12 protein-coding genes are annotated in these 14,530 nt (G+C 62.2%); 1 reads left to right on the plus strand and 11 read right to left on the minus strand.

Going from position 1 to position 14,530, the window contains the following annotated elements:
- Positions 1–4: 4 nt before the first annotated feature.
- From P9A17_RS25195 to P9A17_RS25210, 4 genes are all read right to left on the minus strand, one after another.
- Positions 5–1,360: an NAD(P)-binding domain-containing protein gene (locus P9A17_RS25195; protein ID WP_278041752.1), complete on the minus strand. Its 1,356-nt coding sequence runs from the start codon at positions 1,358–1,360 to the stop codon at positions 5–7.
- Between the two features lie 17 nt (positions 1,361–1,377).
- Positions 1,378–2,847: an aldehyde dehydrogenase family protein gene (locus P9A17_RS25200; protein ID WP_278041753.1), complete on the minus strand. Its 1,470-nt coding sequence runs from the start codon at positions 2,845–2,847 to the stop codon at positions 1,378–1,380.
- Between the two features lie 25 nt (positions 2,848–2,872).
- Complete coding sequence (locus tag P9A17_RS25205) at positions 2,873–3,649, minus strand: SDR family oxidoreductase (RefSeq protein WP_278041485.1); 777 nt, start codon at positions 3,647–3,649, stop codon at positions 2,873–2,875.
- 170 nt (positions 3,650–3,819) lie between these two features.
- The gene (locus P9A17_RS25210; RefSeq protein ID WP_278041486.1) at positions 3,820–4,605 is read right to left on the minus strand and encodes a GntR family transcriptional regulator; all 786 of its coding nucleotides are present in this window, start codon (positions 4,603–4,605) and stop codon (positions 3,820–3,822) included.
- Between the two features lie 316 nt (positions 4,606–4,921).
- On the opposite strand from P9A17_RS25210, the gene P9A17_RS25215 reads away from it, so the two are divergent.
- Positions 4,922–6,205, plus strand: coding sequence for an EAL domain-containing protein (locus tag P9A17_RS25215; RefSeq protein ID WP_278041487.1), 1,284 nt, complete (start codon positions 4,922–4,924; stop codon positions 6,203–6,205).
- A 48-nt stretch (positions 6,206–6,253) separates the two neighbouring features.
- Here the strand turns inward: P9A17_RS25215 and P9A17_RS25220 are convergent, their stop codons facing one another.
- The 7 genes from P9A17_RS25220 to P9A17_RS25250 are packed head-to-tail and all read right to left on the minus strand — an operon-like array spanning position 6,254 to position 14,320.
- Positions 6,254–6,784: a hypothetical protein gene (locus P9A17_RS25220; RefSeq protein ID WP_278041488.1), complete on the minus strand. Its 531-nt coding sequence runs from the start codon at positions 6,782–6,784 to the stop codon at positions 6,254–6,256.
- Complete coding sequence (locus tag P9A17_RS25225) at positions 6,781–8,313, minus strand: MlaD family protein (RefSeq protein ID WP_278041489.1); 1,533 nt, start codon at positions 8,311–8,313, stop codon at positions 6,781–6,783. Before P9A17_RS25225 ends, P9A17_RS25220 begins: the two co-directional genes overlap by 4 nt.
- On the minus strand, positions 8,313–9,536 hold the full coding sequence (locus P9A17_RS25230; RefSeq protein ID WP_278041490.1) for an MCE family protein: 1,224 nt from the start codon (positions 9,534–9,536) through the stop codon (positions 8,313–8,315). The genes P9A17_RS25225 and P9A17_RS25230 overlap by 1 nt, the downstream gene beginning before the upstream one ends.
- Positions 9,533–10,897, minus strand: coding sequence for an MCE family protein (locus P9A17_RS25235; protein ID WP_278041491.1), 1,365 nt, complete (start codon positions 10,895–10,897; stop codon positions 9,533–9,535). Before P9A17_RS25235 ends, P9A17_RS25230 begins: the two co-directional genes overlap by 4 nt.
- Positions 10,894–11,985, minus strand: a complete 1,092-nt coding sequence (locus P9A17_RS25240) for an MCE family protein (protein ID WP_278041492.1) — start codon at positions 11,983–11,985, stop codon at positions 10,894–10,896. The genes P9A17_RS25235 and P9A17_RS25240 overlap by 4 nt, the downstream gene beginning before the upstream one ends.
- Positions 11,985–13,007, minus strand: coding sequence for an MCE family protein (locus P9A17_RS25245; RefSeq protein WP_278041493.1), 1,023 nt, complete (start codon positions 13,005–13,007; stop codon positions 11,985–11,987). The genes P9A17_RS25240 and P9A17_RS25245 overlap by 1 nt, the downstream gene beginning before the upstream one ends.
- Positions 13,004–14,320 (minus strand): MCE family protein, encoded by a 1,317-nt coding sequence (locus tag P9A17_RS25250; protein ID WP_278041494.1) that lies wholly within the window; start codon positions 14,318–14,320, stop codon positions 13,004–13,006. Before P9A17_RS25250 ends, P9A17_RS25245 begins: the two co-directional genes overlap by 4 nt.
- Positions 14,321–14,530: the final 210 nt, after the last annotated feature.

Consider the following 14,530-nt stretch of genomic DNA (forward strand, 5'->3'; position numbering starts at 1 on the left):
CAGCTCAGCCGACACCGGCCGACGCGGCCGCGGAGTTCGTCTGGGCGGCACGTGTGAACCCTGCAGGCAACTCACGGGTACGCATGTCGTGTTCGTAGTGGAAGAAGTCGACCTGCTGGGTGTGCCTGGCGCTTCCTTGGCAGTGCCCGGTGTAGAGCTGCTGATCCGCCACGATGATCCGCTCCATCTCTGCGATGGTCGGCAGCGCATAGCGACCGATCGCATACGCCGCAAGAAGCCGGGACTGGCACTCGACGAAGGGGAACAGCGTCGGCACCGACTGCGCGAAGCCAATGAAGACCAGGTCGTCGAACCCAGGCTTGAACATGCGTTTGTAGAGCGGCAGATGATTGCCCGGAGCGCTGAGGAACTCAGGGTCGAAGAACGGGAAGGTGATGTTGTATCCGGTGGCATAGATGATGACGTCGAATTGGCCACTGGTGCCGTCGACGAAGTGCACCGTGGAGCCGTCCAGCCTGGCGACGTTGGGCTTCGGTGTCACATCGCCAGAACCCAGTCGCAGCGGCAGTTCCACCGATTGGGTGGGGTGTGCTTCGAACAGTTTGTGGTTGGGTTCGGGCAGTCCGTACATGGTGGGCTTGCCCGTCATGATCGGAGCAACCAGCTGCATCGCTTTGCGCTGCCAGGACAGCGGCAGGCGCGGTGTGGTCCGCCACAGCGTGTCGCCGGGACGGCCAGCGATGTATTTGGGCACGATCCACGCGCTGGACCGGGTCGATAGCGTGACGGCGTTCTCTAACGTCCTCGACGACAACTCGACAGTGATGTCGGCGGCACTGTTACCAAGGCCCACGACCAGAATGCGCTTGCCGGACAACGACAATGGCGTCTGCGGGTCGATGTAATGATGGGAATGCATCGTCTCGCCGGCGAATTCGCCAGGGAACTCCGGATACCGAGGATCCCAGTGGTGTCCGTTGGCGACGACGAGCAGGTCGAACTCGCGGGTGTCTCCGGCTTGATCGTCGACCGTCCAGCCGCCGGCAGCTTGCCGGGTCGCTCGCACCACGCCGTTCTGGAACTCGATGTGTTCAAGCAGTCCGAACGCCTCCACGTAGGCGTCCAGATAGTCCTTGATATCCGAATGGTGCGGGAACGCCGGATAGTGCTCCGGCATAGGGAAATCCTTGAAGCACAACCGCTGTCTGGAAGTGTCGATGTGCAACGAACGGTAAGCACTGCTGTGACCATTGGGGTTGCCGAAGGCCCAGTTCCCCCCGATACGATCCGAGGTCTCGAAGGTGGTGTACGGCACGCCGTAATCCTTGAGCATCTTCCCGGCCGTCAACCCGCTGATGCCGGCGCCGATTATTGCGGTGCGCGGGATACCTTTGATCATCTGAGCTCCTCCGCGCGTCAGCTGTTCGAGGACACGGCGCCGGGCCATGCGACCGTCTTTGTCTCGGTGAAGATCTCCAGCCCTTCGAGACCGCATTGCCGACCGATACCGGACTGCTTGTAGCCGCCGAATGGGGCGTCCGCCCCGACGAACAGCGCCCCATTGATACCGAGCGTGCCGGTACGGATTCGCCTGGCGACTGCCTTGGCCCTGTCGACGTCACCGGCAGTGATCATCCCTGACAACCCGTAGATCGAGTCGTTCGCGATACGGACGGCGTCATCGTCATCGTCATATCCGACGATCACGAGCACCGGTCCGAAGATCTCTTCCTGGGCGATGACCATCCGGTTGTCCACGTCGGCGAAAAGTGTTGGTTCAACGAAGAACCCACGATCAAGATGCTTCGGCACTCCGCCACCGGTAACAATCCGCGCACCCTCACTCACCCCTGTGGCGATATATCCCAACACGCGCTCGCGCTGCTTCGCCGATACCAGTGGCCCCTGGAACACGTTGGGATCGGTGGGGTCGCCATACTTTGTCGCCTCCAACGCCGACTTCGCGACCTCGACCGCCTCGCCGTACCGGGAATTCGGGATCATCAGCCGGGTGGGCATCGCACACCCCTGACCCGCGTGCATGCAGACAATCGACGCGGCTCCGGCCACCGCGCGCTCGAAGTCCTCGACATCATCGAGAATCAAGTTGACCGATTTGCCGCCCAACTCCAAGAATGTCGGTTTCAGCGACTCCGACGCCGCGGCCATCACCCGCCGGCCGGTCACGGTCGAGCCGGTGAACGCCACCATGTCCACATCAGGGGAGGTCGAAAGCACCTCGCCGACAAGATGATCAGAAGAGGTCACCACATTGACCACACCTGGAGGGATGTCGGTCGATTCCGCGATCAGGCGTCCGATTCGCGTCGCGTTCCACGGGGTGTCCGGGGCCGGTTTCAACACGCAGGTGTTCCCCATTGCCAGGATGGGACCCAGCTTGTTCAGAGTGATCTCGAGCGGAAAGTTCCACGGCACGATCACACCGACGACGCCAATCGGCTCTTTCCACACCTCGCGCGCTGCAACGAGGCCTGTTCCGAACGGGTCTTTGTCCTCGAGGGGCCGCGACCACGGGAAGTCGTCGATCATCGCGGCAGGCCAGCGCAGCGCCTCTTGCATCGGTACGTCCAGTTGCGGACCGTAGGTGGTGAGCACCGGGCAACCGACCTCGGCGACGAGTTCGGCACGGAGTTCCTCACGCTCCTCTTCCAGCGCTGCCTGCAACTGCAACAGACCGCGTTGACGCGCTTTGGGGTCGGTGGCCCACGGGGTGCCGTCGAAGGCAGCCCGTGCTGCGGCGACCGCTCGATGCATATCGGCGCTAGTGCCGTCGGAAACTGAGCCGAGCACCTCCTCGGTCGCTGGGTTCACATTGTCGAATCGCGCACCTGTTTCGCCGTCGACGAGTTTGCCGTCGATCAGCATCCGTGCTTCGTGCATTCGAGATTCCTCACTGTCGAAGGGCGCGAGGCGTTGCTCTCGGCGCAAGTGTCAGGGACGGGAAAGTGCCGGCGTTACTACAGGTCAAGACCGCTTCGACGGTGTTGATGACGTCGTCGACCTCGACAAGATTGCCGTTCATATAACCCAGCGACATCCACTGCGTGGACGCCTGCGCAAGCACTTCGGGGTCCAGCAGACCCGGCAGTCCGCTGCGCGAATCCCCCTCTCCCCCTAGCGAGTCCCCGACGGTCATACGTGTGAACCCGACGTCGGGGTGCTCTGCGCGCCACGCATCAACCAGTTTGTCGAGGGCCGCCTTGCTTGTGACATATGCACCTGCCATCGGCCACGGGGGTGTGAGCGACGCGCTCACCGATGACAGATACACCGCTGCCCCACCGCTATGCCGAAGATGGGGAAGAGCGGCGTTGGTGACAAGCGCGGCTCCGATCACGTTCGTGCTCATCAGCCGCGACCAATCCGCCTCGCCGACTTCCTCTAATGGTGCGAGTAGGAACACGGCGGTCGAGTAGATCAGTGCATCGATTCCGCCCAGCACTTCGGCGCTGCGCGCGATCGCGGCGCGACAGGATTCCTCATTTGTGACGTCACAGGTGATGGCGACTGCTCCGTGGCCGGCTTCTGCGGCGGCGCGGTCGAGTCTGTCTCGCCGGCGCGCGAGAAATGCCACGTGGGCGCCGCGTTGGGCCAGTCCGACGCCGATACTGCGGCCGAGTCCGCTGGATCCGCCCACCACCACGACGCGCTGCCGTTTATTCGCCACTACTGTGCTGCCCAAGTGCTGATCCAACTGACCACAGACTCCCACTCATCGTGCGTACAGCACAGAAACATCTGATATTTCGAGTGAGGTCAACCTACCTCAGGGCATCCCGAGGGTCTACCAAATACCTCTAGATATTTGTTGTGCGATGCGGCGTGGCCCGTGAGGCGTCAGAGATGCGGCGTCAATTCCACGACAGCCGAGCCACGTTCGCCAAGCAACGATCGACGTAGCCGAGCCATGTGGGTGTTCCAGTGCGCCTGTGCCGCATCGCCTTCGCCTGCCTCGATCAACTGAACGAGGCCCTCGTGCGCACGAATGGCGCTGCGCCGTGCGTTGACGTCTTGAAGGCGCGACTGAGTGAGCACATCTTCGATGGCGCGACCGATCACCTCGTTCAACATCTCCGACACGAGGGTGAGTGTGCGGTTCCCAGCCGCATCGACGATCGCCTCGTGGAATGCGACTTGCGCGTTCGTGAATCCGACGGCGTCGCCGACCTCGCGCTTTTCCTGGGCGATGATGTCGCGAAGTTGCTTGGCGACGCGTCCGCGTCCACGCGATGCCGCAACGGCACGTGCGGCGGCAGGTTCGATGATTGTGCTCGCTTCGAATACATCGGCGAGGTCGACGCTTCGGGCTCGCAATACGAGCGCAGCAGCTTTTGCCGTCATCCGGCGGTCAGGCCGATGCACGGCTACCCCGCCGAGGACGCCTCGAAGGATGGAGATAAGGCCTTCGGCTTCGAGAATGCGCAGGGCTTCACGCAATGTCGGGCGTGAGACTCCGAACCGCTCCACCAACTCGGCCTCGGTGCCCAGCGACTCCCCCTCGGCGAGTTCACCGTCAAGGATGTCGCGGCGAAGCTCATCGGCGACCTGTTTGGGCTTCTCTCGGGAGGGTGTTGCCCCGCCGGCGGCCTGCGTCTCCCGCGGAATACGAACCGTCTTGGCCACCTGCGCACATCCTTATCCTCAAGAGCCGATCAGCGGTTAATTCTATAGTGTTTCCCCCTTTGGTCGGTGTACAGCGCGAGGGGCCAACTCCGCGCACGGCTCGAGAAAAGGTCTGATATTTCGCAGCAATCACTGCGGATGTTTGCTCCTTCTGCAATAGTTCGCACGAGTGATCTCGTTAGTGAGCCGCTAGCAACAGGTTTCAATTTTCGCTCGCTGCCAAATTACGGCAGCCGGGTGAAACGGGGCATTGCTGGCCAGGCGACCGTTCGTGACGGAAGCCTCGACATCGCGGCCCGGTGTGGAAGGAACCTCTATGGAGAACGTGATCGCCGCGCTGTCGGCATCCGTGGACCCCGGTTCGCTGATCAGAGGGCTCGCCCAGCAGACATGTGTCTTCACGCCGAAAGCCCAGGGCGCTACAGTGAGCCTCTACACACCGTCCCGCGGCTTCGCCTTCGTATCCACCCACGGCCTAGTTGAGCCGTTACTCGGTTTGGTGGTACCTCCGACCGGGACGTTTCACGCTGCAGCCCTCGAAGCGCGCCGCCCGCACGCCTGCCACGACGTCTCTTGCGACCAGCGGGTACCGCCACAGATGCGGAATGTTGCCGCTGTGCTGAACATTCGCTCTTGGGTCGTGGTACCCCTGCATCACCGCGGCATAGAACTCGGGACGCTGTCGGTGGTCGCCTCCGACCCGCATGCCTTCACTGAAGTCGACATTGCCGGTGCGGCATCCACAGGGCGTTTCCTTTCGGCTCTGCTCGGCTCTCGCCCCGACATGTTCAACCATCTGGACGGCGGCCCCTCCTCCGAACCGACAGGTCACCCGTCCCCGGCCGGTGGCCGCTTCCTTTCGTCGGTGCTCACGCCCAACCGGGCTGCCAAAAGCCGGATGCATCGCAGGCTCGACGCGCTCCTGTCGGACCAGTCCAACCTGCGGGCGGTCTTTCAGCCTATCGTCGATCTCCAAACACGACAGACGTGGGCGTTCGAGGGCTTAACCAGGTTCCCAAGGGACGCCGATCTCGATGTAGGGCAGTGGTTCGACACCGCGCGGGAACTCGGCCGCGACGCGAGCCTTGAACTGATGGCAATGCAGGTTGTTCTGACTGCAGCACAACATATTCCGCGGGAGGTACTTGTTGCGGTCAACCTCAGTCCGACAATTGCGATGAACCCTGTGTCACTGAGGCTCCTCGGCGATTCACCCCGCCCGGTGATCATTGAGCTGACCGAGCACGAGCCCTTCCCCGACGACCTCAACGAGGGTTTGAAGGCACTGCGCGACAGCGATGTGAAGATAGCGATCGACGATGCCGGGGCGGGCTTTGCCAGCCTGGATCAGCTGGCCCGACTGCGCCCGGACATCATCAAGATTGATGGCGGTTTGACCGCCGGCTCTGAAGCAGACCCCGTCAAGCGAGCAATGATGGCGGCGATCGTACAGCTCGCGAGCGAGTGGAATGCTCGGGTCATCGCCGAAGCTGTCGAGAACGCCCGACAGCTCGACGCACTCCGCAGTCTCGGCATCAACCATGGGCAGGGTTACTTTCTCGGCAGACCCTGCCCGCTGGAATCTCTGTCGTTCGCCTGACGGTAGGTACTGCGCCCCTTCTCATTCCGGTGACGCTGCCGCGACAGGTCAGTCGGCGCGACGCATCGATAGCGGCATCCTGACGACCAACCAGTCGCTGACCCCGCAAGCGCCGCTGACGCCGAGAGTCTTGTCTTCTCCCGTCAGGATCGACGACGTATTGGACAGGTCGACGACCCCTCTGTCGTCCACGCGCCAGAACCGAAACAGCTGCGTCCCAGGATATGCGGTGCCGTCGGGGCACCGTTGCCAGTCCGGAATGACGTGCTCGACACTGAACGCTTCGCTGTCTTTGCGCAGCGGTGCCGTCCAACCCTGATCGCTGACGACAACACCTTCGCAGGCATTGGGCGCCGTACACGTGGACGAGATCGTCCACGTGCTGTGCACTGTCGGAACGTCGCTGTATTTCTGTCGCACCCTGGCCCACTCCCCGTCGGAGACCACGACGAATATTCCGTTCAGCGCATACTGCTCGGAGGCGAATCCCGTGGGACAGCAGGCGATTTGCGCAGCCACCGCACCCACCAGAGCGATCGCCCCGAAGGTGGCTCGACGGATAACTGCCGGTCGCGTCATGGCAACAACATCTCGTCAAGGGTGCGGGGTCCGGTGCCCGACACCAAATCCGCTTGCTTGTGCATCCGACCGTCACTGATGTAGGTCCCTGTCGCGGGGTCATAGTTGGCAAAAGCCACGGGCGGCGGCGCGTCCTCAGGTGTACTTGAGTGTGCGCTCGGGGTCGCCGGCTGCGGCACCACGCCCGGCACGGGCACACCCGGCACCTGTTGACCCGTCAGTGGCGGAGGCGTTCCTTCCGAGGGTGTGTAGACACCCTCAGAGTCGACGCGGCTGTCGAGCGGGACGCCCTGTGAGACCAGGTTGGGGTCAAACGGATAAGGGCCCAGCGCGTGCTGGCGCATCGCCAGCGGCTCAAACGGTTTGTCACTGTTACACAACTCGACCGTCGGCGCCCTCTTGCCAGGGTTGCTCATGCATGGATAGTTCCGCGCGCCGCGCACGGCGATCGGAGAGTCCTGAGGAAGCTTGCAGTACAAGCCATCTGGCGTATCGATGTCAGACGTGTCTTCCGGAGACCGCCATTGCGAAGGCGGTAGGAAACCCACCGTGCAGGGCGGCGGGTCGCCCAAGGTGACCGCGAAGTCGCCGAGCGCGATACCGGTGGGATTGTTACTGGGCACAGTCGCTTGGATCGTCGCGACATTCGGTGGCAGTAAGACCAGAAGTTGCTCCAGGGAGGGATGGTAGGTGACGCCTACTTGTCCCAACGACGTCAAGTTGGCGAGCAACAACGGCAAGGTGGGTTTGACCTCCTCGAGCAGATCCGACACTTCGGCGGCGAAGCCAGGACCCCGCTGCACGATGGTCCTCACCTGCTGGTCGTCATCGACGATCTGCTGACTGACGGCGGCCAGTCTGCTCGTCCATACCCGCAACGAATCCGTGGACGCGGCCTGACCGTCGAGGAGCGGAGCACTGTCGTCGATCAGTATCCGGGTTTGATCGCCGACACTGCTGAGATCCTCGGACAGGGTCGCTGTCGAATCGATCAACGAGCCGAGATCGTAACCGGCACCGTCGAAAGCCTTGAACGACTCGTCGAGTAACGACGAGATGGCACCCTTGGGTACCGATGCTACAAGGCTGCTCGCCGCATCGAGCAAGGGTCCCACCGGCTGGGGCAACGACTCCTCGTCCACCGTCAGAACGGACCCGTCGACCAAGAACGGGGGATCGCTGTTGGGAGGCTGGAGGTCGACATATTGTTCGCCGATCGCCGAGACGCTGCGGATCTGAACCGCGACGCTCGAAGGGATCTTCGGTGACGAGTCCAGCGACAAGGTGGCAACCACCCGCCTGCCGTCCACCACTTCGACGTCGGTGACCTTACCCACTTGCACGCCACGGTAGGTGACGTTGCTGAAGCGGTACAGGCCTCCGCTGCTGGGTAGTTCGAGGGTGACGGTGAGATGTCCGACGCCCAACAGGCGCGGGACTTGTAGATAGCCGAACACCATGGCCACGGACGCAACGAGTGAGGCGATGGCGAAGACGACGAGTTGGACACGCACGAATCGGCTAAGCATCAGTTGCCGCCTGCTTCTGCGGGTCCCGGTCCCTGCGGCGCCGGAGCCGGGGCGTGGGCATTGGGGGGCGCCTCGCCGGGCAGCGCGCCAATCGGATCGGGCGGCTGCGGCGGCGGGTTGAGTGCCGCGGTCATGGGATCGTCGGTGTAGGGGATGCCGAAGGGCTCGCCGGGGGCGGGGACGAGCTGCACGTCGTTGTCACCCCATCGGGTCCCAAGGAACATTGTCCGCTTCAGCCTGGGAATCGTGAGGTCGACCGAAGCCCAGAGATTCATGTAATCGCCCTTGAGGCCGCGATCCAAGGTGTCCTGGTTGTAGGGGAACTTCGTCGCGATCGACAGCGCGGTGGGCAGGTGAGGTCCTACGTCGGCGAGCGCCCGAATGGTCGGCGCCAGGTTGTTGAGGTTTTCGACCAGATCAGCCTGGCCGGCATTGATGACCTTCACACTGGTGTCGCTGAAGTCGCGGAGTCGCTCGAGTGCGGTGGTCACGCGCGGCCGCTGTTCGGCCAACACCTCCAATGCCTTGGGGAGCCGTTCGAGGGCGTTGCGGATGACCTCGTCCTGGCCTGCCAAGGTGGTCGCCAGGCGACGCAGAGCATCGATAGTCGCCGCGATGTTGTCCTGCTGTTCAGCGAGAACCCCCATGAGGTGGTTGAATCGAGCGATCAGGTCTCGAATCTGGGATTGTTTGCCGTTGAGTACCTCGTTGAACCCGTGGATGATATCTCCGGCCTGACCGAGACTGCCTCCGTTGACAACGGTCGAGAGCACCGAAAGAGTCTGCTCGGTGGACGGAAAGATCGACGAATCTGCCAGCGAAATAGTCGAATTGGGCTGCAGTCGACCGCTGGGAGCTTCCCCGACTCGCGGGTCCAGCGCCAGGTGAAGTGAACCGAGCAACGACGTCTGCCCGATAGTCGCGACCGCATTCGCGGGTATTGCGACTTCGGGGCGCACCGAAAACTGAACGTCGACGTGCCAGTCGTCGAACGACATCTTCTCGACGGTTCCGACGATCACATCAGACAGCATCACCGGCGAGTTCGGTTCCAACGTACTCACGTTCGCCAGCTCGGCGTGGTAGATCACTCCCCCTGGCCCGCCACCCACGGTCCCGGGCAGCGGCAGCGAGTTCAGGCCGCGGAAGCCACATCCAGGCGCTACTGCCACCACGGCGCACCCGATGGCAGCCAGCTTGACGATCCTGCTCGCGCGTTTCACGGGCGACCCCCTGCCTCGGCGGGCAGCAGCATTTCCGGTAGCGAGCCCGCCGGCGGTGCCAGCCCCTGTGGCGGTGAGACCGGCAAGGGAGGCGGCGGTGGGCCGTACCCAGCAGGCGGCGGCACGTCGTTGTTGCCGGTGTAGGCGCTCACCGCCGGCGCCCTCTCGGGGAGCTGCGGCTTCGGGCCCTCGCCCCCCGGAGCGAGGCGGGGTTCGGAGTAGATCACCTTGTCTGGGGAGGGCGCAGGAGCGAGGAACGGGCTGAACGGGATCGGTAGGTAGTTGAAGTTCAGCGACTGCAGTGCCGGACCCAGATACTGAGCGCAAAGTTTGGCAGTCTCCGGTGCGGTCGCGTTCTGGATTGCGCCGATGTTGCCGCAGATGAACGCTAGCGGGTTCGACATGTTCGGGAGCACGAATGCGCCGACCGGAGCACCGTCGTCAGGGTTGTAAATGTTCATCTGATTGGCGATCGCGTTCGGGGCGACATGTAGGACGTTCTCCAGATCGATCCGGTGCTCGACGAGGTTCTGCGTCACCTCCGTGAGGCGAGCGACCTGTTCGGATGCCTGCGGTCCCGTGTTGGCGACGAAGTCATGGATATCGCCGACAGCGATCGACAGGTCTTTGAGCACCGCGTCGAGATCCGTGCGGCTGTTATCGAGAACACTTGTCAGCGTCGCGAACTCGCCCTGAAACTGCACGATCTGGTCGTTGCTGGCGCGCAGCGCCGAGACGAAAGTCTGCAAGTTCTGCAGCACCGAGGCGATGTCCTGGCCGCCGCCGCCGAGTGTGCGCCCCAACTCCGAAAGCTGGGCCAACGTCTGACGAAACCTGTCGCCGTTTCCCGCCATCGCCGCAGAAGCGCTATCGAGGAACCGCGAGACGGCCGTACCTTCTGCACCGCTCTGCGGTCCGAGATCGGTTGCCAGGCGCATCAACTGCTGCTTGACCTGATCCCATTCGACCGGTATCGCGGTCCGTTGTAGCGGTATCGTCGACCCGGCGGGCATCGTCGGGCCTTCGTCGGCATACGCCGGCGTCAACTGAACGTAGCGGGGAGCGAGCAGATTCTGCGCCACAATGACCGCCCGAGCGTCTTCGGGAATGTCGATCCCGGAGTCGATTTTCATCGTCATCCGCACGATCGCACCGTCGGCGTGCATCTCCTCGATCGTGCCCACTTTCACACCCGCGACACGGACATCGTCACCGCTGTAAATCGCCGTTGCGCTGGCAAATTCGGCGAACAGCGTCGTCGGACCGAAAAATTGCAGGCGCACCAACGTCGCCACTCCGCCCAGGGCGATCACGCCCAGCAGCACGAGCAGGATTCTGCTGCTTCGTTTGATGGTGTTCACGGATGCCCGCCGCCCTGCAAAGGGATCCCGTTGTAGGGAAACGGCAGTTCGGCGCGCGGACCCGCGTTGTCGGGCGGTTGGCCCTGGTTGACTCCTCGCCGGAAGCCGAAGGCGTAGTCAAGAAACGGCTGCAGCGTCTGCAACGGCAGGATGTTCGGCTCAAACGCCTGGTAGTAATATCCGCTGGACACTGATTCGCCCTGTGTTAGTTGATATTTGGCGAGCCCGGGGAGCGCCTTTGCGATGTTGTCGCGGTTGCGCTGGAGCACCTCGGTGACCGAGTTCAACCGCTCCAAGGTGGGCGCGAGTTCCGCCTCATTGTCAGCAACAAGGCCCGAAAGTTGCCGCGACACCGCGGCTACATTGGCAAGCAGACTGGCGATGTCCTCGCGCCTGCTGTTGAGCTGAGCCACCAAATCATTGGCGTTGAGAATCAACGAGTTCACCGCGCCGCTGCGCTTGGCGAGTATCTCAGCGACATCACCGGCGCTTTTCAACAGGTCGGCCAGCGAGTCTCTCCGCGAGTTCAACTCGCGGGAAAGCGCGGCGACACCGTCGAAGGTCGCCGCAACCTGCGGGCTGATCGCGTCGATTGTGCTCGCCAGCGTGTCGAGCGATTCATTGAGGCTTTGTGTGTCTGTGCCTGCCGTGTTCTCGGTCAAGTCGCCCACCGCGTCACTCAACGAATACGGAGCCGATGTCTGCGAGACGGGAATGAGATCCCCCGAACTCAATTTCTCCTCGCCTCGCGGTTCCAGCGTCAGCACCCGCTGTCCGAGCAGGCTTCCCGTGCGTACGTGCACTGTCGTCTCAGACCCAAGCGGCGTTCGCGCATCGACGGTGAAGGTGACCACGGCCTTACCGTGGGAGAGTTCGATACCGGTCACGCTTCCCACGATCACGCCAGACCTTGAGACATCATTGCCGATGGAAAGCCCACCGGTGTCGGTGAATTCAGCCCGGTACTTCACGCTGGTGGCCATGTTGATCAGGTATTCAGGCGTGAGGCCCACCAGTGAGATCAGCAGGATGACCACTACGCCGATGAGTCCGGATCGGAGAAGTTTGGGTCCGCGGTACTTGAGCATCAGGAGTCAACGCACCTTCCGCCGTCCTGCCGTATCCACGGGAACAAGGCCGTCCGGCCCTGCAAGTCTGTCACCCGCACCGACAGACCACAGATGTAGAAGTTGATCCAACTGCCGTAGGAGCCCAGGCGCGCTAACTTGCGGTAATTCTCCGGCGCCTTCTTCAGGGCGTCGTCGAGCACGTCCTTCTCACCGTCAAGCGAGGGCGCTAGCCGGTTGAGCTCATCGACGGTAGCCGCCAGAGGAGACCGTGTGGCGGACAGCAGGTCCGCGATGGAGGCAGTGCCGTTACTCAGTGCGGTAATTGATTCACCGATCGGGTCGCGGTCCTGGGCGTAGCCGGCGGCCAACTGCTCGAGACGTTCAATTGTCATGCCGAACTGGTCACCGTTCTCGGCGAGAGTGTTCACCACTGTGTTGAGGTTATCGAGCATCGCCTTCAAGTTCGCTCCGTCAGCGGCGATCCGATTAGTGAACGCTGACGTCCGGGCGAACAGTGACTCCAGATTCTGGTCCTGACCTTGAAATACCTGAAGCAACGAGGCTGTCAGTGCATTGACGTCCTGGGGGTTGAGCCCTTGCAGCACGGGTTTGAGTCCGCCGATGAGCAGGTCGAGATCCAGAGCGGGTACGGTGCGCTCCACAGGAATTTGACTGCCGCGCGGTAGGATTCGAGTCGACCCTGGGCTGTCGACCAGTTCGAGGAAACGGTCGCCGACCAGATTGAGGTAGTGAACGGCCACCTTTGATCCGGTCGTCAACGTGACGGCGGGGTCGGCATCGAAATCTACGATCACTTCTCCGCTCTGTTGAAGCCGGACGCTTTGCACCGTGCCGACGCGCAGTCCGGCCGCCCGCACAGTGTCGCCCTCCTTGAGTTGCGAGGAGTTGGCGAAGACTGCCGAATATCTGGCAGAGGAGCCGTAGTAGCCGTTGTCGAAGACCATGAACAAGAATGCGGTCAGGGCGACCATCACCGTGGCGAAGGCCAGGAAAGACAGCGCAGCGCGGCGGACGTTCATCCCGGTTGTCCGATCTGGGTGCTGTTGCGGGGCGGGCCGGCCAACGGGCCAAGCAACATCTGCTTGAGGCCGTCTGCATTAAGCAGAATGCCCTGCGTGCCAACCTTGGTCGGATCAGCGCCGACATCGGCCACTACGTACGGCGGTGTCGTGCCGAACGGGACGCGGGGTAGCCCGTTGCACTGCGGACCACCCGTCGCAGCCACCTTGGGCAAGTTGGTGGGATAGCGGTAACGCTCGTGCGCGAGGACAAAGCCGATCGAGATCGTGATACCCGGTTCTTCCAGGGGCGTCACCTTGTTGAGTTCGACGAGTCCAGCGAGGCTGCAGTAAAGCCCCTTGTTGTATTGACTGGTGAGTGCTGTCGTCGGCACCAGCAGGTCGAGCATGTTCGCCAAGGAGTCCCCGTTGGCCGTCAGCACTTCGTTTCCGATATCCGCCAACCCTGTTGTGCCCAACAAGAATTCATCGATGTTCCGCCGCTCCTCAACGATGGTGTCGCTCAGCGATGTCGCATTTCTGACGATGGTCACCACGTCGTCGGAAGCGTCGGCATAAGCACCGATGACCTCCGGTGCAGTTTCGAGGTCGTGCCAAAGATTCGCCAAACTCGGATCAGTTTTCACCAGTAGGCCGTCGAGCGCGTTGAGTGCCTCACCGAGATCCTTGCCACGACCATTGATGGCCGAAGAAATGGCCCCTAGTGTTCGGTTCAACTTCATGGGATCGATCGCCGAGAGCAGCATCGACAGCCGCTCAAAGATCGTGTTGAACTCGACTGTCACTTGGCTCGACTGAAGAACTTGTCCCGCCCGAAGACTCTGTGACGCAGGACTATTCGGAGGTATCAACTGGACGAACTTGGCACCGAACACAGTGCTCGACGTGATACCGACCTCGACGTTGGTCGGAATGGTACGCAGTTGATCCGGATCCATTTCGAGGTGCAGCGCGGCGGTACCATCCGGGAGTTCCTCGATGGACGAGACCTGTCCTACCGGAACCCCTAGCAGCTTGACCTTGGCGTCGGGATTCATCACCAACCCAGCTCGGTCGGAAATCACTGTGATGGGCACAGTACGAGCGAAATCGCCGCGGAACGACACGACGCTCAACGCGACTGCCGCGACGACGAACATCACGGCGGCGGCGCCGGCCATGAGCCGGATTGGCAACGCACTCATGATGTGCCTTCCTTCAGGCAGATGCCACAACCCGCCGCCCGGCACTCCCCGATCGCCACGACAGCAGCCACCGGGCACCTCCCAATAATTTGTCACCGACGATGTATCGCTGTCGCGATCGATGGTCAAGGTACCGCACGTTATCCCATGGCGTCACTAAAACATCTAGAGTGTTTCGTGGTTCCAGCATCGATGTGACGACGTGCACCTGTCGAATAAGTGCTGGATGGGGCCAATAGTTGTGGAAGGAAGCGATGTTGGAGGAGAAACTCGTGATTGGCCATGATCCGGTTGCGGGTAGATGTATCTATATCTATATATAGGCTTATCGAGAGTAGA

Origin of the sequence: Mycobacterium sp. 236(2023) (assembly GCF_029623955.1) — a bacterium.
Classification (GTDB): domain Bacteria; phylum Actinomycetota; class Actinomycetes; order Mycobacteriales; family Mycobacteriaceae; genus Mycobacterium.

Coding starts and splice junctions, on each gene's coding strand:
- P9A17_RS25195 (WP_278041752.1), bottom strand. CDS start 1,360: ATGATCAAAGGTATCCCGCGCACCGCAATAATCGGCGCCGGCATCAGC.
- P9A17_RS25200 (WP_278041753.1), bottom strand. CDS start 2,847: ATGCTGATCGACGGCAAACTCGTCGACGGCGAAACAGGTGCGCGATTC.
- P9A17_RS25215 (WP_278041487.1), top strand. CDS start 4,922: ATGGAGAACGTGATCGCCGCGCTGTCGGCATCCGTGGACCCCGGTTCG.
- P9A17_RS25220 (WP_278041488.1), bottom strand. CDS start 6,784: ATGACGCGACCGGCAGTTATCCGTCGAGCCACCTTCGGGGCGATCGCT.
- P9A17_RS25225 (WP_278041489.1), bottom strand. CDS start 8,313: ATGCTTAGCCGATTCGTGCGTGTCCAACTCGTCGTCTTCGCCATCGCC.
- P9A17_RS25240 (WP_278041492.1), bottom strand. CDS start 11,985: ATGCTCAAGTACCGCGGACCCAAACTTCTCCGATCCGGACTCATCGGC.
- P9A17_RS25245 (WP_278041493.1), bottom strand. CDS start 13,007: ATGAACGTCCGCCGCGCTGCGCTGTCTTTCCTGGCCTTCGCCACGGTG.